Below are 21,703 nucleotides of genomic sequence, written 5' to 3' on the forward strand. Positions count from 1 at the left end.
AAACGGAAGTCGGGGCCAATCTGGCCCCGACTTTATGCAATGAAGAGCGTCATACCGCGTCAGTCGACGATAAACAGCGTGGCACCAAGGGGGCTGGTAGAGCGATGCGGTTCGGCCCCGTCGGCCACCTGATAGCTGACCCCCGGGGTCAGCACGAAGTTGCGGCCGTCGGCCAGCTCGGTATGCAGTTCACCCTCCAGGCAGAGCAGGATATGGCCCTTGCTACACCAGTGATCGGCGACATAGCCGGGGCTGTACTCCACCATGCGCACCCGCAGCGGCCCGAATTGGCGGGTGCGCCAGCGGGCTTCGCCCTGCTCCCCGGGATGAAGGGTCTCTGGCTCTTGATGCCAATCGGTCAGGCCGAATGGCAGATTGTCTATCTGCACTGATGCACTCCTTGCGGCTTGTTTACTTCACGTCGGGAAGAGGGATGGTCTGTTCACAGCCCCCATCACTGGGTCTGGGCAGCTGGCGGGTTGTCTACTGGCAGGCGCTCGAAGCTGACTGGCGGGCACTCAGGCGTGACTCCCTGCTCATCTCGCACCGGCGCGGGGCGATAACTGAGTCGATAGTGGCCGGGTTGGCTCAAGTCATAGACCTGAGTCAATTCTGCCTCGGCCTTGATGCGCTGTTTGGGGCCCACTATCAGGCGATCATCAGCCCCGGGGGCACCCCGTTTGGCGAGTGGTCCCTGATAGGGAATGGGCTGCTCGTTCAGGGTCAGGTCGATGGCATCGGCAAACCAGCCTTCGAAGGGGGTAAACCAGCTCAACACCTCCAGGGTATCCTCCCCCTGGTTGCTGAGCGCCATGGCCAGGCTTAAGGGTTCGTCGACCCGGCTCTGGGCCTTGACGTTAAGCTCGCACTGCAAGGCGCTCAGGCCAAGGACGCCGCCGAGCAAGAGTGACATCATGTTGCCTCCATCAAAAAGGGGGCCAAGGCCCCCTGTCGACTCAGTTTTCGCTCGGGGTGTTCTCGGCAAAGTATTCGTGGTTGTCGGCGTTGTTGAGCGCCTTCACCGGATCCGTGCTCGCCAGGTTGCGGGCATTGCCTTGACCGTAACCCAGATCGTCCGTGCCTGCCACCACATTGAAGTGGGTCAGCTCATGGATGATGGTGCCGCCACGGGAATCCGTGCCCGTGTTGGCCGCGGTCCAGAAACTCTTGCACAGATAGATCTTGTAGGGCTGATCCGCATAGACATAAGCAAAATAGCTCTCCTTGCAGCCGCAATCGAAGGTCAGCGGTTTCTCTTCGATGGCTTCCCTCACCTTGCTGAAGTGACCCTCGGCCTGGTTCCAGCGGCTCGCGTCATAGGCGCCGAACCAGCTGCGATAGCGTTGACCACTGGGCTTGTCCACCGCCAGATAGCTGAGAGAATCCCCCGCCATGACTCCGGCGGCATCCAGGGCCGAGACTATCTGGCTCTTCTGGCTGTTGGTGCAGCGACCGGTGAAACTCACCGATCCCCCGGCGGCGGCCGGTTCAACCGCGGCGGCCTTGGCCAATACGCGATCATCACTCGCGACCCCATCGAGCCAGAGGCTGACGGTGTTGGATTCGCTGGCCTGGGGGGGTGCCTTGGCACTGGGCTGGGCGTTCCGCTTGGCGCCTTCTTTATCAGATACCTTGGGCAGGCGGTAGCTGATGCTGTACTCCCCCTGGGCACTCATGTCATAGAGACCGGACACTTCCGCCTCCAGGGTCAGGCTCTCCCCGGCGCTCAGGCGCTGATAGTCCCGATGACTCGGCAGACCGCGCTTGATCAGGGCCCCCTGATAGGCCACGGACTGGCCATCCCGCTCGACCACGAACAAGGGGGCATCCCCTGCGCCCGGCAGTTGCCACTTGAGCAAATCAATCGGCTTGTTGCCGTTGTTGGTCAGGGTCACTTGCACCCGCACATCCTCACTCGCGCCCTCTTGCAGGGTCAGTCTGGCATCCAGACCCGCGGCGCAGAGGGGGGAACCCAGCAGGCCTGCCAGTAACAGGGCTATCGGTGTTGCTTTCATCGTCTCTCCTTAGAATATGTGGTTTGCATCCATGCCCTCGAAGGGGCTCAGCCACCCTAAAACAGATGAAAAGCAGGCACCTACCGCCATATGGGGGCAGCCCCTCCGTATGGGGGGCGCCAGCGATTCCCCCCAGATGGAGGGCCGAAGGAGGCTTGGTTGATGACCCAGGATGTCCGGCGAAGAGCGTCTTGGGTAGCGGTCAAAGGCCCGCGAGCAGCAGGCTGGCGATCGTCACGAGGGGTTGATGATCCTTGCCACCCCAGTGGCAGACGTCACGCCAGGGGGGCAATGGGGAAAGCGGGCATTGCAGCCATGAAAAACCCCGATGCAAGATCGGGGTTCGGTCACAGGACAGGCGGCAGACTCTGCGCCGCGGAACATCCCGCGCTCAGCCATCTATCTCCAGCGCCAGCAGCGCGAGGGCAGGCAGAGCGTTGCCCGGCATCAGCAGATGGGCCTTGTGGTGCTTCACCCTGACCTGCTTCTTGTTGCCCTGGCCAATGAGCAGGCCGTGCCGATAGGCGAAACGGGCCAGCACTTGCTCGTCACCGCGCACATAGAGGGTGAGCGGCTTGACCAGCTCGCCGTCGGCGCAGGCAGCGGCCAGCTCGGCAGAGCAGATAACAATTGAAGACTGCCCCTGGTTGGCGAGTCTCGCCCGGCCATCGATCACGCTCTGGGTGACCCGCAGCCAACCCGCCTCTTCACAGTCGTCCAGCAGCGCCATGAGCCGCGCTTCCAGCCCCTGCGTCGCCGCCTGGCTGTAATGACGCACGATGCGCTCGAGCAATCCCTTGAGATCGGCCCCCGCCCCTTGGGTGCGCGCCTGCTGCACCCACCCCTTGAGATCCTCCATCACCAGACGGGAGAAGCGTTTCTCCTTGAGGGAGTCCACCAGCCAGAGGCTCAGGAAATGGCTCTCCTGGGCGGGAGTACGGGCGGCGCGGCCGGCGCCGGTGCGCACGAGTTCAGCCAGACTGGCACCGGCCATCTCGAGCAGGGCCTGGTTATAGGTTTGCACTTTCAGATCGCTCATCACGACTCCTGGGCAGATTGGGGAAGGCGCTTGCAGCCCCGCCACCATCATCAAAAAGGCGCCGAGGCGCCTTTGAAAACAAGATTGCCGGGCTCACAACAAGCCCGGTTTAGCCGCAGACTTGGCCGCTTATTTGTCTTTGCGGGCCGTCTTGCGCAGGCGAGTGCGCTGGCTCTGCAGCTTGGCCTCGGCCATCACCTGGGCGGCGGCATTGTCATCACGCTGGGGCTTCTTGCCAAAGCGGCGACGCTCCTGCAACTGCTTGATCAGCATGTCGCGGTTGCTCACCTCGTAACCCGGCACCATGACGCGACGGATCTTCTGGCCGATCAGCGCCTCGATGTCGAGCAAGGTACGCTCCTCCTCGCGACTGACGAAGGAGATGGCCATGCCGCTCTTGCCGGCGCGGCCGGTACGACCGATACGGTGGACATAGTCCTCGGCCAGGAAGGGCAGGTCATAGTTGACCACGTATTCCAGGTTCGGGATATCCAGACCACGGGCCGCCACTTCGGTGGAGACCAGTACCCGTACCTTGCCTTCGATGAATTCGCGCAAGGCGCGGCGACGGCTGCCCTGGGCCTTCTCGCCATGGACCACGGCCGACTTGATACCATCCAGATTCAGCTCGGCCACCAGCTCGTCGCAGCTCTCGCGGGTACTGGCAAACACCAGTACCTGTGGCCAGTTCTGCTTGCCGATAAGCTCGGAGAGCAGCTCGCGTTTGCGCTTCTGCTCGACCGGATAGACGGTATGGGTCACGGTATCGGCGGTGGAGTTCTGCTTGTTGACGCTGACTATCTGCGGCTTGTTGAGCATCACATTGGCCAGCTTCTTGACGCCATCGGAGAAGGTCGCGGAGAAGAGCAGGCCTTGGCGATCCTTGTTGACCGCCAGCAGAATTTTTTGCACCTCGGCACTGAAGCCCATGTCGAGGATGCGATCCGCTTCGTCCAGCACCAGGCACTCAACGTTGGAGAGGCTGAGGTTGCATGCGTTCAGGTGCTCGAGCAGGCGGCCCGGGGTCGCCACTATGATGTGGGCGCCGGCCTTGAGGCGACGCGCCTGTACGTCCTGCTTGCCGCCGCCGCAGATCACCTGCACGCTCAGCTCCAGATACTTGCCAAACTCCTTGATGTTGTCAGCCACCTGAGCCGCCAGTTCGCGGGTCGGGGTCAGGATCAACACACGGGCGTTGGAAGGTGCGAGCGGCGCCGGGTTATCAATGAGGCGCTGCAAGATAGGCAGTGCGAAGGCGGCGGTCTTGCCGGTGCCGGTCTGGGCACTGGCCAGTACATCCTGGCCACGGCGGATCGTCGGGATCGCCTGTTGCTGCACAGGGGTCATCTCCTGATAACCGCACTCCGAGACGGCGCGCAAAATCTCGGGGGCAAAATCGAATGATTCAAATTTCATCATGGGTTTCCTGTGTTCCAGCAAAGCTGTGATTAGCTGCGACCCGACCGGGGTGACAACGGATGCCAGGGATCGGCCTGGCCTGGCAGGGTCTGCAGGCGAGCCGGAAAATGGCGGGCGCGGAGTGTAACAAATTTTCGGCGCCAATGCGTCTCAAATAATCTCTCCGACCTAAAAGTCCCTCATGTCGCGCCATGATAAGGGGCAAGCCAGGGATCAGAGAGGAGCCATGGCAGGCAGCACCGCCTGCGTCCCCCTGGTGATGCGCCTGCCCGATGCGAGGAGCCTGGCTCAGGACAATGGACGCCGCGCCATCCTCAGGTAGAATCATCTCTAGTGCTCACATGGGCATGAGGCCACAGGGAGGTGCCATGGAGATAACAGCGATGCACAGCGCGCACACACCGTTGCTTGGCCAGGGCAAGCCAATACGGTCTCCCGCCCCCGCCGCGAGCGCTGCATCGAGGCAGCAACCCTTGTTGCTGTTGGCCTGCCTTGCGACCGCCTCCCCGGCCATGGCCGCCGACGGCGCCGTCGATGCCCGCGTGCAGGAGCGGGCCAACGCCGTGGTCTCGTTGATGACCTTCAACGTGATACCCGATATTACCTCCAGCAACCTGGATATCTCGGGGGGCAGCGGTCAACAGGCGGCATTGACCATGAGCCAGGTTGGCGGCGGCGCCACCATGAGCAAGGAGGTCCCCATCTATCTGGAGGGCAACCTGGGCTATAGCCGCTACGATCCCAAATTTGTGATAAGCCAGGGCGAAGAGAGCCGAACCATCCCCGCCAAATGGAACAGCCTGACCGCCACCGGCGGCATCGGCTGGGACTTCGCCGTCGCCCCGAATTGGGTACTGCGTCCCATCGCCAACTTTTCCCTTGGCACTGTGGCCAGCGATATCCAGATAGGTAACTGGTATCTCGATCGCAAGACCGGCAAGAGCCTCGATTTCCTCGATAACGGCCAGCTCAATGTGTTCGGACTCGGCGGCTCCCTCATGCTCGATTACGAGCTGTTCTCCGATACCCAGGACATAGACGCCGAATTTCGCTACTCCTACCTCCATCTGCAGAGCACCATTGGCACCAGTCCCAGTGTGAAGGGCGAGGCGAATGCCGAGAACTTCGGCATCTATTTGCGCCGCCGCGCCCCCCTGCTCGATTGGACCCTGCTCGATCGGCCGCTGCGCTACGTGCTGGAAGGGGCCCGAACCGAATACCTGGGGGATCAACGGGGCCTGCTCGGTTTCAACGCCCTCAACTCCGTCGGGGTTGGCCTCGAGCTCGATTCGAGCAAATACCCGGTGTGGGTCACCCGTACCCGCCTCATGTACCGCTTGATGTTCGGCAACAACACCAATGGTTATGCCATTGGCCTGGCGATGAGTTTCTAACGGCGCAAATCCAAACGAGAACGAGGTTGTATGATGACAGTGACGAACCTGCAGATTGATGACTTGCTCGCCACCTTGCAAGCCCGCTTCGAACAGCACAGGCAGCGCCACGAGGGGATAACCTGGTCACAGGTGCGCGCCAGGCTCGATGCCCATCCCCAGTCATTGCGCTCGCTCCACGAGATGGAGAGCAGCGGCGGTGAGCCCGATGTCATCGGCCAGGATAGGCAGACCGGGCAGCTGCTGTTCTGTGACTGCAGCGCCGAGAGCCCAAGTGGACGCAGGAGCCTCTGCTATGACGGCGCGGCTCTGGCGTCGAGAAAGGAGAACAAGCCAGCAGGCAGCGCGACCGAGCTGGCCGCCAAGATGGGCATCACACTGCTGACGGAGGCCGAATATCGGGCGCTGCAGACCCTAGGCTGCTTCGATGCCAAGACATCGAGCTGGATACAGACCCCCGAGGAAATCAGGACGCTCGGCGGCGCCCTGTTCTGCGATCGCCGCTACGACAGCGTGTTCCTGTACCACAACGGCGCCCAGTCCTACTACGCCGCCAGGGGCTTTCGCGGTCTGTTGCGGGTCTAAACCGGCCAAGGCTCAGAGCCCCTAGGTGCAGCAACCTGCTCCCTGTCGAGGCCTACACCTTAAGCAAGACTCCATAGAGGCTCAGTGAAATGGACTTCACCACCGTTATTGCTCCTTTACTATCTCCGCTCGGCTATCTGCTACCCCTGCTGCTGATTGCCATTCTGATCAACACTCCCTGGTTCAAGGGCATGATCGGGGAGTGGGTTATCAACCTCAGCATCCGGCTCTTTCTCGACCAGCGGGCGTATCACCTGCTCAAGGATGTGACCCTGCCCATCCCTCAGGGCAGCACCCAGATAGACCATGTGATCGTCTCCCGCTTCGGGATATTCGTGATTGAGACCAAGAACATGAAGGGCTGGATATTCGGCAACCCGGCTCATAAAAGCTGGACCAAGCAGATCTATCGCCGCAAGCACAGCTTCCAAAATCCCCTGCACCAGAACCACCTGCACATGATGACCCTTAAATCCCTGCTCGGAGTGTCAGACCATCAGCTTCATTCTGTTATCTGCTTTATTGGCGATTGCACCTTCAAGACCCCCATGCCGGACAACGTCATGAACCGTGGATTGGTTCGTTATATCAAGGGAAAAACCACCCAGGTATTGACCCCGGCCCAGATCACCCGAGTGGTCGAGATCATCCAGCAGGGACGGCTGGCCCCCAACTGGCAGACCCACAGACAACACGTGGCCCAGCTGAAGGCACGCCACGGCGGAGCGCCACGCAAGCCGTTATCCGCAGCTGCCGTGCCTGATGAACAGGGGATCCCCTCCCCTGTCAGCGCCCAACCGCTCAGTGATCAGCCTCCGACTTGCCCCAGATGTGGCAATGCCATGGTCTTGCGTACCGCCAGCCGGGGAGAAAACAGAGGCAATCAGTTCTGGGGATGCAGCGAATACCCAACATGCAGGGGGATGCTGACCCTTGGGAAGACACGCCATGGGGCGACGACTCAGGACACCAGGGCCTGACCCCAGAACATCCAGTTGGAACTGAAACAAGGGCGGCCACTTGGCCGCCCTGGTTGTCTCTGACTGTCAGCGAATGCTCGCCATCTTCCTCACGCAGGCCTGCTCCCTGTCATCCACACGCTTGGCAAACCAGGCGGTGGTGAGGTTGCGGGTGATCTTGGGGCTTTTCAGCTGAATGCCGGGCAGCACGGCGCGGGGTTGGCGCTTGCCCGCCTGCTTGTCGGCCAGGGTAAAGACCCGATGGTAGAGGTCGGTCTGGGCAAAGTCGGCACTGTCCCCCTTGAGCAGGCTCTGGTGGATGGCCTGCTTGCTCATGTTGACCCGGCTGGCGATGCTGTGCACCGCGAGCTCCGTCTTGCCGGGCTGGTCGGAATCATAACGGACCAGATCCCCGTCCAGGGCCAGGGTCTTGCCGCTGACCCGGCTCACCGCGGCCTGGAAGGCGGCGTTGCGGCTGGCATACCAACCCGCATTGAAGTCGGCGAAGCGATAAAGGGTGTCCGGGTAGTCGGCGGGATAACCGAAGATATGCCTGGTGCCAAACCAGATGCCGCCCCGGCGGCTGAACACCTCATGGCGGATGGACTCCTTGATGGGATAGGGATAGCCACGGGCATTCTGCTCGGCAAAGGCGATGCTCACCTGCATGGGACCTGCGGTATGTACCGGGTTGAGGTTACCAAATAGTGTCTTGCCCATGGGGACCATGTCGATCATGTCCTCGAAGATGAGGCTCAGCTCCTGCTCGGTACGCGCCTTGTCGAGGCGATCGGCATAGGATTTGCCGTTGGGTGACTTGATACCCAGCGCGGTGCGCACCACGAAATCGGGAATATGCAGGCGGCCAGAGCGGGCGTAGATCTCCTTCCAGGCAATCTTGCCAAGACCGGGCACCACGGGATCGGCCTGATAGGTGGCCTCCTGCTCCGCCACCGCCAGCACGGTGCAGACATTGTGATCGCTCACCGTCAGTCCCTGGCTGCTGAGCGCCGTCACCACGTCATTGGCCCAGCCCTGCTTGTCTTTCACCTGGTTGGGCAAGAAGCGGACGATGCGGGTTTTCATGTCGGCAGGCTGCTTGGGCTGCATGGACGCAGGCAACTTGGCAATCGCCGCGCCATCTTGCGCAGGCGCCGTTGGCTCGCTGGCGCAGCCTGCCAGCAGCAGGGCCGCCACCAGTGGCAGGGCGCGAAACCGCACGGGAAAGAGAGAACAGATCGAGGAGGATATCATCAAGGCTTCCGATGCTGGGGCAAGGCGCCGGGCGCCCGGCCAGAGAGAGTCGCGCGCCCGGGCCTGACTCCCGAACGCAAACAGGCGCCCATTGTAGAGGATTGATCCGCCTGGCTAAAGCCTTGTCCCTTGTGCCTTTATCGACACTGCGACAGCACAGGCTTTTGGATGCGAGACAAGCCAACCGACCGCTCCTCTACCAAGGCGTCTCTTCACAAGGAGGGCCTTTCAATGGAAAACGCCACCCAAAGGTGGCGTATCAGGGTGACAAGCGCTCGACATCAGGCCCGTTGACGCTCGGCCTGAACCTCGACATTGGCCTGGGCGGCGCCGTTGATCACCGCCTGCAAGGAGGCATGCACCACGTCGCGGCCGATGGCGACCCCGCACATGCGCACTCCATCGACGCTCAGCAGCACATAGGCGACGGCGCGGGATTCGGTACCGGCAGAGAGGGCATGCTCCGAATAATCGAGCACGTCGATGTGCATGCCAGTCTGGCGCTCCCAGCCATTGACCAGCGCCGTGATGGCGCCCTCCCCCTCACCGTTCAGTTGCATGGCACCACCCGGGATCTGCACCTCCAGGTGCAGGCTCTCCTGGCTGTCGCGACCGAGCTGGAAGCGGCCGACGCGATAGCCGTGCTCGGGCTCGAGATAATGGCGCTCGAACAGGGTGCGGATCTGCTCGGGACTGATCTCGCTGCTGCTCGCCTCGGCCTGGGCCTGGACCCGGCGGCTGAAGTCGATCTGCAGCCAGCGCGGCAGTTGCAGGCCAAGATCACGCTCGAGCAGATAGGTGACACCGCCCTTGCCGGACTGGCTGTTGATGCGGATCACCGCCTCATAGCTGCGGCCAAGGTCTGCAGGATCTATGGGCAGGTAGGCCACATCCCAATAGGCATCGGGTTTGGGGGCCGCCAGGGACTTGCGAATGGCGTCCTGGTGGCTGCCGGAAAACGCGGTGTAGACCAGCTCGCCGGCGTAGGGGTGACGCGGGTGCAGGGCAATCTGGGTGCAGGCACCGACGGTGGCGACGATGGCGTCCATGTCAGACAAGTCCAGCTCGGGATCTATGCCCTGGCTGTAGAGGTTCATGGCCATGGTGACGATATCCATGTTGCCGGTGCGCTCGCCGTTGCCAAGCAGGGTGCCCTCGATGCGATCGGCCCCCGCCAGCACCGCCAGCTCGGCCGCCGCCACGCCGCAGCCTCTGTCGTTGTGGGTGTGAATGGAGACACTCACCTCGGGGCGCGCCTTCAGATTGCGACAGAACCACTCCACCTGATCCGCAAACACATTGGGGGTGCTCACCTCGACGGTGGCGGGCAGGTTCAAAATCATCGGGCGAGCGGCGGGACGCCACTCGTCGATCACCGCGTCACACACCTCCACCGCGAACTCGACCTCGGTACTGCTGAAACTCTCGGGGGAGTACTGGAAGCTCCACTCGGTGCCGGGGTTGCGCGCCGCATGGTCACGTACCCAGCGCGCCCCCTGCACGGCGATAGCCTTGACCCCTTCGCGCCCGCTGTTGAATACATAGTTGCGCTGGGTCGGGTTGACCGAGTTGTAAACATGGACGATGGCGCGCTTGGCCCCCTTGAGAGATTCGAAAGTGCGAACAATCAGATCTTCCCGGGCCTGCACCAGCACCTGGATGGTGACGTCGTCGGGGATGAGGTTACGCTCGATGAGTTCGCGCACGAAGTCAAAGTCCGGCTGGGAGGCGGCGGGGAAGCCCACCTCAATATGCTTGAAGCCGACATGGACCATCAGCGCCCACATCTGCAGCTTCTGGGCCACCGTCATGGGCTCGACCAGCGCCTGGTTGCCGTCGCGCAAGTCCACGGCGCACCAGAGCGGCGCCTTCGTCATCACCTGGTTGGGCCATTGGCGATCGGCCAGAGCGATGGTGGGGGCCGGGCGGTATTTGCGATGATCGAAGCTCATATTCAGATTCCCTTGGCAGATGTCCTTGAGGCGCGGCGCCGTTGCGGGCGATGACGGTGCGCAACGACGCGACTGGGCAGGCAAACCGGCGGGGCAATGAGGGGAAACGGGTTGGCGCGGTAACGTTGGCCCTGACGGTTGCGCAGGTGGTAACCCCACAACCGGTTTCCTGTGGCGCCTCCTGATAAGAGGGGCCGGCCTGCGCTGCCGGGTTGGCAGCGGGCCCTGATCCTCTCGCACCCCGCTGTTGCAGGCGCAGACGACCTTATGTGATGAGGGACCAGTATATAGAGGCAATCGGGGCGAGTGATTGCGAAGATGCGGCCCTTTTGCCAAAAGTTCGCAATCATTATCTACTTAAAGGCAAGTTAAGGGTGTATTTGCTCCACGCCCTACTGAGATGTGCCTTTTTTCTCCTCGTCGATATCGTGTCTGGACTCACCGAGCACTCCGGCCCGCCATCAAAACAAAAACCCCGCCATCACTGGCGGGGTTTGTCATTACTCATTCGCACTGACGCTCAACTGGCCGGGGAGTCACCCCCTCGCCCATTAGCGGTTTTTAACTCTCTCGTGCAGCTCCTGCACCGAGTTCACGTTGGCGGTGGCATCGACGCTGATGGCCATGCAGGTCGCGAAACCGGCGTTCAGGGTAGTGGTGTACGCCACCTTGTGCTGCAGGGCGCCACGGCGCAGCTGCTTGGAGTCCTGGATCGCCACCCGCCCTTCGGCGGTGTTGACGATATAGGTGTACTCACCGTTCTTGATGCGGTCCAGGATGTGCGGGCGACCCTCGTGCACCTTGTTGACCAGGCGCGGGTTGATGCTCGCCTCGCCCAGGGCCACGGCGGTGCCGTGGGTGGCATCGAGCTCATAACCCAGCTCCAGCAGCTTGGCGGCGAGATCGACGACCCGCTCCTTGTCACTGTGACGCACGGACAACAGGGCGCGGCCCTCTTTGGGCACGGCATGGCTGGCACCCAGCTGGGCCTTGGCATAGGCCTCGGCGAAGCTGTTGCCCACCCCCATCACCTCGCCGGTGGAGCGCATCTCAGGCCCCAGCAGCGGATCCACCCCCGGGAACTTGGCGAAAGGCAGCACCACCTCTTTCACCGAGTAGTAGGGCGGGATGATTTCGGTGGTGAAACCTTGCGCCTGCAGAGACTGACCGGCCATGACACGGGCGGCAATCTTGGCCAGGGGCGCGCCGGTCGCCTTGGAGACGAAGGGCACGGTACGGGCGGCACGGGGATTCACCTCGATGAGGTAGATCTCGTCATCTTTCACCGCGAACTGCACGTTCATCAGGCCGACCACGCCGAGCTCCAGCGCCAGCTTGCGTACCTGCTCACGCATCTCGTCCTGGATCTTCTTGGACAAGGTGTAGGGCGGCAGGGAGCAGCCGGAGTCGCCGGAGTGGATACCGGCCTGCTCGATGTGCTCCATGATGCCGCCGATGACCACATCCACGCCGTCACAGATGGCGTCCACGTCCACCTCGGTGGCGTCGTCGAGGAAACGGTCCAGCAGTACCGGTGATTCGTTGGAGACGCTCACCGCCTCGGCGAAGTAGCGGCGCAGGTCGATTTCGTCATAGACGATCTCCATGGCGCGGCCACCCAGCACGTAGGAGGGGCGCACTACCAGGGGATAACCGATCCGCTCGGCGGTCAGTACCGCCTGCTCCAGGGCAGTGACGGTGCCGTTTTCCGGCTGCTTGAGGCCCAGACGCTCGACGGCAGTCTGGAAACGCTCGCGGTCTTCGGCACGGTCGATGGCGTCCGGGCTGGTGCCGATGATGGGCACGCCGTTCGCTTCCAACGCTCGCGCCAGCTTGAGCGGGGTCTGGCCGCCGTACTGGACGATGACACCCTTGGGCTGCTCGACCCGCACGATTTCCAGCACGTCTTCCAGGGTCACCGGCTCGAAGTAGAGGCGGTCGGAGGTGTCGTAATCGGTGGAGACGGTCTCGGGGTTGCAGTTGACCATGATGGTCTCGTAACCGTCTTCGCGCAGGGCCAGGGCCGCGTGCACGCAGCAGTAGTCAAACTCGATGCCCTGACCGATACGGTTCGGGCCACCACCGATGATCATGATCTTGTCACGATTGCTCGGGGCCGCCTCACACTCCTCGTCATAGCTCGAATACATGTAGGCGGTGTCGGTGGCGAACTCGGCGGCGCAGGTATCGACCCGCTTGTAGACCGGGAAGATGTTGTGACGGGCGCGCAGTTTGCGCACCTCGCCCTCGGCCACTCCCAGCAACTTGGCCAGGCGCGCATCGGCGAAGCCCTTGCGCTTCAAGGCGCGCAGGAAGTCGGCGTCCAGGCCAGCCATGCCGCGCTCTTTCACCTCTTCTTCCAGCTTGACCAGGTCTTCAATCTGCACCAGGAACCAGGGGTCAATCTTGGTCAGCTTGAAGATGCCATCCATGGAGAGACCGGCGCGGAACGCATCGGCGATGTACCAGATCCGGTCGCAGCCCGCTTCTTGCAGCTCGTGACGGATGCGGGTCAGGGAGTCAGGGGCATTGAGGTCAACCATGGGATCGAAACCGGTCTTGCCGGTTTCGAGGCTGCGCAGCGCCTTGTGCAGGGACTCCTGGAAGTTGCGGCCAATGGCCATCACTTCACCGACCGATTTCATCTGGGTGGTGAGACGGTCGTTGGCGCCGGCAAATTTTTCGAAGTTGAAGCGCGGTATCTTGGTGACCACGTAGTCGATGGCCGGCTCGAAGGAGGCCGGAGTGCGGCCGCCGGTGATGTCGTTCATCAGCTCGTCCAGGGTGTAACCGATGGCGAGCTTGGCGGCGATCTTGGCGATGGGGAAACCGGTCGCCTTGGAGGCCAGCGCGGAGGAGCGGGAGACCCGCGGGTTCATCTCGATGATGACCATGCGGCCATCTTTCGGGTTGATGCCGAACTGGACGTTGGAGCCACCGGTCTCGACACCGATCTCGCGCAGCACCGCCATGGAGGCGTTGCGCATCAGTTGATACTCCTTGTCGGTCAGCGTCTGGGCTGGCGCGACAGTGATGGAGTCACCGGTGTGGATACCCATGGGGTCGAAGTTTTCGATGGCGCAGACGATGATGCAGTTGTCGTTGCGATCCCGCACCACTTCCATCTCGTACTCTTTCCAGCCAATCAGCGACTCATCGATGAGCAGCTCCTTGGTCGGCGACAAGTCCAGACCGCGCTCGCAGATCTCGACGAACTCTTCGGTGTTGTAGGCGATGCCGCCACCCGAGCCACCCATGGTGAAGGAGGGACGGATGATGCAGGGGAAGCCAACCATCTGCTGCACGCCCCAGGCCTCTTCCATGTTGTGGGCGATGCCCGCACGGGGGCATTCGAGACCAATGCTCTTCATGGCGATGTCGAAGCGGCGGCGATCTTCGGCCTTGTCGATGGCATCGGCGGTGGCGCCAATCATCTCGACCCCGAACTCGGCCAGCACCCCGTGCTTCTCCAGATCCAGCGCACAGTTCAGTGCGGTCTGGCCACCCATGGTGGGCAGGATGGCGTCCGGGCGCTCTTTCTTGATGATTTCGCGCACCACTTCCCAGGTGATGGGTTCGATGTAGGTGGCATCGGCCATCTCGGGGTCGGTCATGATGGTGGCCGGGTTGGAGTTCACCAGGATGACGCGGTATCCCTCCTCGCGCAGGGCTTTGCAAGCCTGGGCGCCGGAGTAGTCAAATTCGCAGGCCTGACCGATGACGATGGGGCCGGCGCCGAGGATCAGGATGCTCTGTAGGTCGTTACGTTTTGGCATGGCTTCTCTTTTCCTCTTAAGCGCGATACTGCTTGATCAATTCAATAAAGTGGTCGAACAGACCGGCACAGTCGTGGGGACCCGGGCTCGCCTCGGGGTGACCCTGGAAGCTGAAGGCCGGACGGTCGGTACGATGGATGCCTTGCAAGGAGCCGTCGAACAGGGAGACGTGGGTGGCACGCAGGCAATCGGGCAGCGAGGTCTCATCCACCGCAAAACCGTGGTTCTGGGCGGTGATCATCACGGTATTGTCATCCAGACTCTTGACCGGGTGGTTGGCACCGTGGTGGCCGAACTTCATCTTCGCCGTCTTGGCACCGGAAGCCAGACCCAGCAACTGGTGACCCAGGCAGATGCCGAACACCGGGGTGTTGGTCTCGAGGAAGGCCTTGATGGCCGCGATGGCGTAGTCGCACGGCTCGGGGTCACCGGGGCCGTTGGAGAGGAAGATGCCATCGGGGTTCATGGCCAGCACCTCGGCGGCCGGGGTCTTGGCCGGTACCACGGTCAGGCGGCAGCCACGGTCCACCAACATGCGCAAGATGTTGCGCTTGACGCCAAAATCGTAGGCGACCACGTGATATTTGAAGTCGCTTTCGCTCGGGGTGACATGACCCTTGCCCAGCTGCCAGCTCCCTTCAGTCCAAGTGTAAGACTCGTTCACGGTCACTTCTTTGGCCAAATCCATGCCCTTGAGGCCTGGGAAGGCGCGGGCCTGGCTCAGGGCATATGCCTCATCAACCTGCTTGCCGGCCAGGATGCAACCGGCCTGGGCACCTTTCTCGCGCAGGATGCGGGTCAGTTTGCGGGTGTCGATCTCGGCGATGCCAACGATGTTTTGGGACTTGAGGTAATCGGAGAGAGATTGCTGATTGCGGAAATTGGAGGCAAGGATCGGAAGGTCACGGATGATCAGGCCCTGAGCATGGATCCGATCGGACTCTTCATCTTCGTTGTTGGTGCCGGTGTTGCCTATATGTGGATATGTGAGGGTGACTATCTGACGGGAATATGAGGGGTCGGTAAGGATTTCCTGGTAACCCGTCATCGACGTGTTAAAAACAACCTCACCAACAGAACATCCCTCGGCGCCTATCGACACGCCTTTGAACACAGTTCCATCTTCCAGCACTAGCAATGCAGTGTGATTCAAGACAACCTCCAGTTATTTAGCTTTAAATTCAGCAATTTACCTGGGTGTCGCGGCTCAGAACCTTGTTTGAAACAGGGGGCTGAACCGGCAGATTTCTGGCAAATTGGGCGCATTCTACTCAAAAATGATGTCATTTCAATGTCTTTCAACAAAATAAATGCATCTAAATTCAATAAAAAAGCAATATTACCCATTATCTATGCAGTTTTACTATTTACAACCCCCGCCGACAAAAGAAAATCCCGATACGAGTTCAAAACTGCCCACCTGAGTCACCCTGGTGACACAATTCAATATTTAACCAAACAAAAACAGACAGTTGAGAAACCAAAAAAAATATCTCAATCACGATAAAAGCATATTTGTCAGTACTTGTTTTTATGAAATCAAAGGAAAACGTTTTTCTTTGGTTGAATTTTTACGCTTTTTAGAGTCGTGTGAAAAAATCGTAGCAAGGGCCAAAAACAGGGACTTGCCGTTTACCCTTCGGTGACAACTCATGCCCCCATCATCGGGGGCATTAGGGAAGAGTGAGTGTTATGGGCGCTTGGTTGAAAAAAAAGAGCATAAGCCCTATTTAACACACATAAAAAACCCCGGTCGCCCGGGGTCATCTGCTTCACTTCAGGTTGAGTACGTCCTGCATGTCATACAGGCCCACTGGCTGCCTGCTTAGCCAGGCGGCGGCGCGTACCGCACCGTTGGCGAAGGTCAGTCGGCTCGACGCCTTGTGGCTGATCTCGACCCGCTCGCCAATGTCGGCGAACATGACGGTGTGCTCCCCGACCAGATCTCCGGCACGAATGGTGGCGAAGCCGATGGTGTTGCGATCCCGCTCACCGGTGATCCCTTCGCGGCCATAGACGGCACACTCTTTCAAGTCACGTCCGAGGGTCTTGGCCACCACTTCCCCCATGGAGAGCGCGGTGCCGGACGGCGCGTCCACCTTGTGTCTGTGATGCCCTTCGATGATCTCGATGTCGGTGTAGTCTCCCATCACCTTGGCGGCCTGCTCCAGCAGCTTGAACACCAGATTGACACCGACCGAATAGTTGGAAGCGAAGACGATGCCTATGTGCTGGGCCGCCTCATGCAGAGCCTGCTTGCCTGCCTCATCAAAGCCGGTGGTGCCTATCACCATGGCCTTGCCATGGGCGCGGGCGAAGGCCAGATTGGCCAGGGTCACCTCGGGGCGAGTGAAATCGATGATGAGATCGAACTCATCCCGTACCTTGTCCAGGCTGTCGCTGATAGCCACCCCCAGGTGGCCCAGCCCATTGAGTTCGCCCGCGTCCAGACCGACCACGATAGAGCCCGGTCGCTCCAGTGCGGCGCCAACGACCACCCCCTCAGCATTGGCGATGGCCTCCAGCAGCACCTTGCCCATACGACCATTACAGCCCATCACGGCCACACGGATCGGATTGTCCATCTCCACCCTCTCATCTGTTGTCATGTTTTTTGGAAAGGGACAGTTCTACCAGCCCTGACGTCCTTTGAAAAGCCCCGTGAGCCTCCCGGTTCAGCACCGCTATATAAACGGATAGTTTTCAAATATCAGAATATAAGACGACATATTTCGATATATCAGAATCGAGATGCATTAATATTTATCCATCTGGACGGCTATCTTGACCCGTGAGAGGCAAATCACTAGGGTATGGGCCCAGAGTGGCAGGATGCCAGCCGCCCAATGCGGTTCATATGACAGGAGTCATGTTCCACGCATCCGAGGCCCTCATGCACCAACGAGTCCCTAATCCCACCGCCCTGCTTCCTCTACTGTTGTTCCTGGCCATCTTCATTGGCACCGGCACCTGGCTCACTCTGCAAGGGGTCGAGTTCGCCTTCTATCAGCTGCCTGCCCCTGTTGCCGTGCTACCTGCGGTGATCCTGGCCCTGCTGCTCGGCAAGGAGAGCTTCAACCAGAATCTTGAAACCTTCTTCAAGGGAATTGGTGACAGCAACATCATGGCGATGTGCCTGATTTATCTGCTGGCGGGGGCCTTTGCCACCGTGGCCAAGGCCACGGGGGGGGTGGACGCCACCGTCTCCCTCGGTCTGTCGCTGATCCCCGGCTGGTGCCTGCTGCCGGGTCTGTTTCTCATCTGCGCCTTTATTGCCACCGCCATGGGTACCTCCATGGGCACCATAGGGGCAGTCGCACCTGTGGCCCTCGGCGTCGCCCAGGCCGCCGGCATCGATCCCGTGCTGATGGCGGGTACCATACTCTCGGGGGCCATGTTCGGCGATAACCTCTCCATCATCTCGGACACCACCATAGCCGCGACCCGCAGCCAGGGCTGCGAGATGAGAGACAAGTTTCGCGAGAATTTCAAGATTGCCGCCCCCGCCGCCGTGCTGGTGATCCTGATCTACCTCACCCTGGGCAATGTGGGCGACGCACCGGCCCCCCATGGCAGCCCGGACTTGTTCAAGGTGATGCCTTACCTGCTGATCCTGGGGCTGGCACTGGCCGGGGTGAATGTGTTCGTGGTGCTTGGTCTGGGCATATTGGCCGCCGGTATGGTGGGGCTGTTCGGGGGTTACTCCCTCGGCCAATTTAGCAAGGATATCTATCAGGGCTTCACCGGCATGCAGGAGATCTTCCTGCTCTCCATGCTGATCGGTGGTCTCGGCGCCCTGATGGAGCGCCAGGGAGGATTGGCCTGGATTGGCGATCGCATCGGCGCCCTCATCCGTCGTTTCACCCGCCAGCATGATGGCGAGCAGAACGAGAAAGCCGCCGAGCTCGGCATCGCCGGGGTGGTGGGCCTCACGAACCTGTGCACCGCCAACAACACCGTCGCCATCATAGTGGCCGCCAAGGTCTCCCGGGACCTGGCCGAACAGCATGGGGTCACCCCACGTCGGGCCGCCTCCATGCTGGATATCTTCTCCTGCGTGGTGCAGGGTCTCATCCCCTGGGGAGCCCAGGCCCTGCTGCTCGGCTCCGTGTTCGCCCTCTCCCCCCTCTCTGTGGTGAGCATGAGCTTTTATCCCATGGCGCTGGCGCTCTCGGCCCTGGCCGCCATCGTTATCAAGCATCAACTGCGCCGGGATTGAGATCCGACAATCCCTGCCAAGCCGGGCCCAGTGCCCGGCTTTTTTATCCCAGGCCGTTTGCCCTGTGCGCTCCCCTTGTTAAGGTAGAGGCACGCAATCCAACCCGGAGCCTCCCATGTCGGACAGACAATCCCTGCGCCAACTCATCCGCCAGCGCAGGCGCGCCCTGAGCCAGACCGAGCAACAGGTCGCGGCGCAGCAGTTGCTGGCTCAGTGCCAGCAGCATCCGGACATGCTGACCGCCAAGCGCATCGCCCTCTACCTGGCCAACGACGGCGAGCTCAGTACCCTGCCGCTCATTCACTGGCTCTGGGCACAGCACAAGGAGGTCTATCTGCCGGTGCTGCACCCCTTCAACCCGGGCCATCTCCTGTTCTTGCGCTATACGGCGACCAGCCCCATGACCCAGAACCGTTTTGGCATCGCCGAGCCCGAGCTCGATGTGTTGCAGGTCTTGCCCCACACCAATCTGGACCTTATCTGCACGCCGCTGGTTGCCTTCGACGAGACTGGCAACCGGCTCGGTATGGGGGGCGGGTATTACGATCGCACCCTGACCGCCTGGCAGCAGCACCGACTGGGGCCCAAGCCGCTGGGTATTGCCCATGACTGCCAGCGAGTCGACACCATTCCCTGCGAGAGTTGGGACGTGCCGCTGCCGGAGATCCTGACCCCAATCAGGCGCTGGTGCTTCGCGCGAAGCTGAGAATGCCTGCTGCAATGATGCCATCGGGCGCCACTCGACATGAGTCTGGCGAGTCGGTTGAGTGACAAACGACTCGCCACTCCGCCTTTGTCGGTGGCATCGGTGGCCGTCTGCCCAACAAACAAGCAAACGATTTACATCTTGGGCTTTTTATCCTCATAACGTGAGCGCCACGGTCGCCCCCGAGAGTACTCTTGGCTATAATGCGCCCGCTTTTTCCCCTAAGGATCTACCATGACTCAAGATGACATGAAGAAGGCGGCCGGCTGGGCTGCGCTCAAATACGTAGTGCCCGGCACCATAGTCGGCGTAGGCACCGGCTCCACCGTCAATCACTTTATCGACGCCCTGGCGACAATGAAGGGTGAGATCAAGGGGGCCGTATCCAGCTCCGTGGCCTCCACCGAGTGTCTCAAGGGCCTTGGCATTGAGGTGTTTGACCTCAATGACATCGATGCCCTCTCCGTCTATGTGGATGGCGCCGACGAGATCAATGGCAGCCGCGACATGATCAAGGGCGGTGGCGCCGCCCTCACCCGGGAAAAGATCGTCGCCGCCGTGGCGGACAAGTTCATCTGCATCATCGACAACACCAAGACAGTGGATGTGCTGGGGCAATTCCCGCTGCCGGTCGAGGTGATCCCCATGGCGCGCGAGTACGTGGCCCGCGAGATCCGCAAACTCGGTGGCAACCCTGTCTGGCGTGAAGGTGTCATCACCGACAACGGCAATGACATACTGGACGTCAAGGGTATGGCCATCACGGATGCCAAGGGGCTGGAAAACCAGCTCAATGCCATCGTCGGCGTCGTCACCAACGGACTGTTCGCGCACCGTGGGGCGGACGTAGTACTGATAGGTACACCGGACGGCGTCATCACCCAATAATCGGGTAGTGACATTGATAGCGGCGCCTGATGGCGCCGTTTTTTATTATCTGTCAGTCCCTTGCCGCCAACCGTTTGCAACTATCGTTGATAACTTCAAAGAATTTGACTTTCGTCACAAATATTCCCTCTGCCTGTTGTTTTTGCTACTTTACGGTTTTCTTCACACACCATAGCTGCACTGATTTAGAGGGATCGCCATGACCGTCAAGTTTTCGCTCGACAAGGATAAGATCAAGGTACTGCTGCTGGAGGGGGTACATCCCAACACGGTAGAAACCTTCCGGGCCGCCGGTTACACCAATGTGGATTACCTGAAAACCTCCCTGAGCGAAGAGGATCTGATCGAACGGATCCGTGATGTCCACTTCGTCGGTCTGCGCTCACGTACCCAACTCACCGACAAGGTGCTGGACGCGGCCCAGAAACTGTTTGCCATCGGCTGTTTCTGCATCGGCACCAACCAGGTGGATCTGAAAGCCGCCGAGCTACGCGGCATTCCCGTCTTCAACGCGCCTTTCTCCAACACCCGTTCGGTCGCCGAGCTGGTATTGGGTGAGATACTGCTGTTGTTGCGCGGTATTCCCGAGAAAAATGCCAAATGCCATCGGGGTGTGTGGGAAAAGCTGGCCAACCGCTCGGTAGAAGCGCGTGGCAAGAAACTCGGTATCATAGGTTATGGCCACATCGGTACCCAGCTTGGCATCATCGCCGAGAGTATTGGCCTCAAGGTCTATTACTACGACATCGAGAACAAACTCTCCCTGGGTAACGCCATCCAGGTACCGAGCATGGCCGAGTTGCTCAACATGTCCGATGTCATCAGCCTGCATGTGCCAGAGACGGCCTCCACTCAGGATCTGATCGGCGCCGAGCAACTGCGCATGATGAAACCAGGCGCCATCCTGATCAACGCCTCCCGTGGCACTGTGGTCGATATCGATGCCCTGGCCGACGTGATCAAGAGCGGTCATCTGAGTGGCGCCGCCATCGACGTCTTCCCAAGCGAACCCAAGTCCAACGATGAAGAGTTCCTCACTCCGCTGCGCGGCCTGGACAATGTGCTGCTCACCCCGCACATCGGTGGCTCGACCCAGGAAGCCCAGGAGAACATCGGCCTGGAAGTGGCCAGCAAGTTGGTCAAGTACTCGGACAATGGCTCCACCCTGTCCGCGGTCAACTTCCCGGAAGTTTCCCTGCCTGGTCACAAGGGCTCCAGCCGCTTGTTGCACATTCACCGCAACCAGCCTGGTGTCATGAACCAGATCAACCAGATCTTCGCCGAAGAGGGGATCAACATCGCCGGTCAGTACCTGCAAACCAGCAGCGAGATCGGTTATGTGGTGATCGACGTAGAGACTGAGCACAGTGAGAAAGCCCTCGCCAAGCTCAAAGAGATCAACGGCACGCTGCGGGCCCGGATCCTGCACTGATCGCACATCGTCGTCATCAAAAAAGGGCTCCTATAGGAGCCCTTTTTATGTGCTGTGCGAGATGA

17 protein-coding genes are annotated in these 21,703 nt (G+C 60.6%); 7 read left to right on the plus strand and 10 right to left on the minus strand.

The genetic code is table 11. From position 1 onward, the window contains the following. Nucleotides 1–59: 59 nt before the first annotated feature. The 5 genes from KYK33_RS12290 to KYK33_RS12310 all read right to left on the minus strand — a co-directional run bounded on the left by KYK33_RS12290 (nucleotide 60) and on the right by KYK33_RS12310 (nucleotide 4,470). Nucleotides 60–389 (minus strand): DHCW motif cupin fold protein, encoded by a 330-nt coding sequence (locus KYK33_RS12290; RefSeq protein ID WP_224430698.1) that lies wholly within the window; start codon nucleotides 387–389, stop codon nucleotides 60–62. Between the two features lie 65 nt (nucleotides 390–454). Further along, the gene (locus KYK33_RS12295; RefSeq protein ID WP_224430699.1) at nucleotides 455–916 is read right to left on the minus strand and encodes a protease; all 462 of its coding nucleotides are present in this window, start codon (nucleotides 914–916) and stop codon (nucleotides 455–457) included. 40 nt (nucleotides 917–956) lie between these two features. Continuing rightward, nucleotides 957–2,015: a M35 family metallo-endopeptidase gene (locus KYK33_RS12300; protein WP_224430700.1), complete on the minus strand. Its 1,059-nt coding sequence runs from the start codon at nucleotides 2,013–2,015 to the stop codon at nucleotides 957–959. A gap of 391 nt (nucleotides 2,016–2,406) precedes the next feature. Next, the gene (locus tag KYK33_RS12305) at nucleotides 2,407–3,045 is read right to left on the minus strand and encodes a DUF2913 family protein (protein ID WP_198135274.1); all 639 of its coding nucleotides are present in this window, start codon (nucleotides 3,043–3,045) and stop codon (nucleotides 2,407–2,409) included. 138 nt (nucleotides 3,046–3,183) lie between these two features. Beyond that, nucleotides 3,184–4,470 (minus strand): DEAD/DEAH box helicase, encoded by a 1,287-nt coding sequence (locus tag KYK33_RS12310; RefSeq protein WP_224430701.1) that lies wholly within the window; start codon nucleotides 4,468–4,470, stop codon nucleotides 3,184–3,186. A gap of 515 nt (nucleotides 4,471–4,985) precedes the next feature. Here KYK33_RS12310 and KYK33_RS12315 point away from each other — a divergent pair. The 3 genes from KYK33_RS12315 (at nucleotide 4,986) to KYK33_RS12325 (ending at nucleotide 7,432) form a co-directional block, all read left to right on the plus strand. Then, nucleotides 4,986–5,867 (plus strand): autotransporter domain-containing protein, encoded by an 882-nt coding sequence (locus tag KYK33_RS12315; RefSeq protein ID WP_224433009.1) that lies wholly within the window; start codon nucleotides 4,986–4,988, stop codon nucleotides 5,865–5,867. Between the two features lie 30 nt (nucleotides 5,868–5,897). Then, nucleotides 5,898–6,452, plus strand: a complete 555-nt coding sequence (locus tag KYK33_RS12320) for a DUF4256 domain-containing protein (protein WP_084218198.1) — start codon at nucleotides 5,898–5,900, stop codon at nucleotides 6,450–6,452. Nucleotides 6,453–6,541: 89 nt separating this feature from the next. Beyond that, complete coding sequence (locus tag KYK33_RS12325; protein ID WP_224430702.1) at nucleotides 6,542–7,432, plus strand: nuclease-related domain-containing protein; 891 nt, start codon at nucleotides 6,542–6,544, stop codon at nucleotides 7,430–7,432. 66 nt (nucleotides 7,433–7,498) lie between these two features. Here KYK33_RS12325 and KYK33_RS12330 read toward each other — a convergent pair whose 3' ends face one another. The 5 genes from KYK33_RS12330 to dapB all read right to left on the minus strand — a co-directional run bounded on the left by KYK33_RS12330 (nucleotide 7,499) and on the right by dapB (nucleotide 16,978). Next, complete coding sequence (locus tag KYK33_RS12330) at nucleotides 7,499–8,665, minus strand: DUF1615 domain-containing protein (RefSeq protein WP_224430703.1); 1,167 nt, start codon at nucleotides 8,663–8,665, stop codon at nucleotides 7,499–7,501. 281 nt (nucleotides 8,666–8,946) lie between these two features. Continuing rightward, nucleotides 8,947–10,617 (minus strand): 2-isopropylmalate synthase, encoded by a 1,671-nt coding sequence (gene leuA, locus KYK33_RS12335; protein ID WP_224430704.1) that lies wholly within the window; start codon nucleotides 10,615–10,617, stop codon nucleotides 8,947–8,949. A 551-nt stretch (nucleotides 10,618–11,168) separates the two neighbouring features. Continuing rightward, complete coding sequence (gene carB / locus KYK33_RS12340; protein WP_042042276.1) at nucleotides 11,169–14,393, minus strand: carbamoyl-phosphate synthase large subunit; 3,225 nt, start codon at nucleotides 14,391–14,393, stop codon at nucleotides 11,169–11,171. A gap of 16 nt (nucleotides 14,394–14,409) precedes the next feature. Next, nucleotides 14,410–15,546: a glutamine-hydrolyzing carbamoyl-phosphate synthase small subunit gene (gene carA / locus KYK33_RS12345; protein WP_224430705.1), complete on the minus strand. Its 1,137-nt coding sequence runs from the start codon at nucleotides 15,544–15,546 to the stop codon at nucleotides 14,410–14,412. Between the two features lie 619 nt (nucleotides 15,547–16,165). Beyond that, nucleotides 16,166–16,978: a 4-hydroxy-tetrahydrodipicolinate reductase gene (gene dapB / locus KYK33_RS12350; protein WP_224430706.1), complete on the minus strand. Its 813-nt coding sequence runs from the start codon at nucleotides 16,976–16,978 to the stop codon at nucleotides 16,166–16,168. Between the two features lie 284 nt (nucleotides 16,979–17,262). Here dapB and KYK33_RS12355 point away from each other — a divergent pair, with 284 nt between their 5' ends. From KYK33_RS12355 to serA, 4 genes are all read left to right on the plus strand, one after another. Then, nucleotides 17,263–18,612, plus strand: a complete 1,350-nt coding sequence (locus tag KYK33_RS12355) for a Na+/H+ antiporter NhaC family protein (protein ID WP_224430707.1) — start codon at nucleotides 17,263–17,265, stop codon at nucleotides 18,610–18,612. Between the two features lie 115 nt (nucleotides 18,613–18,727). Continuing rightward, nucleotides 18,728–19,318: a 5-formyltetrahydrofolate cyclo-ligase gene (locus KYK33_RS12360; protein ID WP_224430708.1), complete on the plus strand. Its 591-nt coding sequence runs from the start codon at nucleotides 18,728–18,730 to the stop codon at nucleotides 19,316–19,318. Between the two features lie 234 nt (nucleotides 19,319–19,552). Further along, the gene (gene rpiA / locus KYK33_RS12365) at nucleotides 19,553–20,206 is read left to right on the plus strand and encodes a ribose-5-phosphate isomerase RpiA (protein WP_224430709.1); all 654 of its coding nucleotides are present in this window, start codon (nucleotides 19,553–19,555) and stop codon (nucleotides 20,204–20,206) included. A gap of 199 nt (nucleotides 20,207–20,405) precedes the next feature. Continuing rightward, a complete protein-coding gene (gene serA / locus KYK33_RS12370; protein ID WP_042042282.1) occupies nucleotides 20,406–21,638 on the plus strand; it encodes a phosphoglycerate dehydrogenase in 1,233 nt (410 codons plus the stop codon). Nucleotides 21,639–21,703: the final 65 nt, after the last annotated feature.

It is taken from the genome of Aeromonas rivuli (genome assembly GCF_020149575.1).
GTDB classification, from domain to species: Bacteria; Pseudomonadota; Gammaproteobacteria; order Enterobacterales; family Aeromonadaceae; genus Aeromonas; species Aeromonas rivuli.

Bases quoted from the DNA above. Each gene is read 5' to 3' on its own strand.
- KYK33_RS12295 (WP_224430699.1), bottom strand. From the start codon at position 916: ATGATGTCACTCTTGCTCGGCGGCGTCCTTGGCCTGAGCGCCTTGCAG.
- KYK33_RS12300 (WP_224430700.1), bottom strand. From the start codon at position 2,015: ATGAAAGCAACACCGATAGCCCTGTTACTGGCAGGCCTGCTGGGTTCC.
- KYK33_RS12310 (WP_224430701.1), bottom strand. From the start codon at position 4,470: ATGAAATTTGAATCATTCGATTTTGCCCCCGAGATTTTGCGCGCCGTC.
- KYK33_RS12315 (WP_224433009.1), top strand. From the start codon at position 4,986: ATGGCCGCCGACGGCGCCGTCGATGCCCGCGTGCAGGAGCGGGCCAAC.
- KYK33_RS12320 (WP_084218198.1), top strand. From the start codon at position 5,898: ATGATGACAGTGACGAACCTGCAGATTGATGACTTGCTCGCCACCTTG.
- KYK33_RS12325 (WP_224430702.1), top strand. From the start codon at position 6,542: ATGGACTTCACCACCGTTATTGCTCCTTTACTATCTCCGCTCGGCTAT.
- KYK33_RS12330 (WP_224430703.1), bottom strand. From the start codon at position 8,665: ATGATATCCTCCTCGATCTGTTCTCTCTTTCCCGTGCGGTTTCGCGCC.
- leuA (WP_224430704.1), bottom strand. From the start codon at position 10,617: ATGAGCTTCGATCATCGCAAATACCGCCCGGCCCCCACCATCGCTCTG.
- carB (WP_042042276.1), bottom strand. From the start codon at position 14,393: ATGCCAAAACGTAACGACCTACAGAGCATCCTGATCCTCGGCGCCGGC.
- dapB (WP_224430706.1), bottom strand. From the start codon at position 16,978: ATGGACAATCCGATCCGTGTGGCCGTGATGGGCTGTAATGGTCGTATG.
- KYK33_RS12355 (WP_224430707.1), top strand. From the start codon at position 17,263: ATGTTCCACGCATCCGAGGCCCTCATGCACCAACGAGTCCCTAATCCC.
- KYK33_RS12360 (WP_224430708.1), top strand. From the start codon at position 18,728: ATGTCGGACAGACAATCCCTGCGCCAACTCATCCGCCAGCGCAGGCGC.
- rpiA (WP_224430709.1), top strand. From the start codon at position 19,553: ATGACTCAAGATGACATGAAGAAGGCGGCCGGCTGGGCTGCGCTCAAA.
- serA (WP_042042282.1), top strand. From the start codon at position 20,406: ATGACCGTCAAGTTTTCGCTCGACAAGGATAAGATCAAGGTACTGCTG.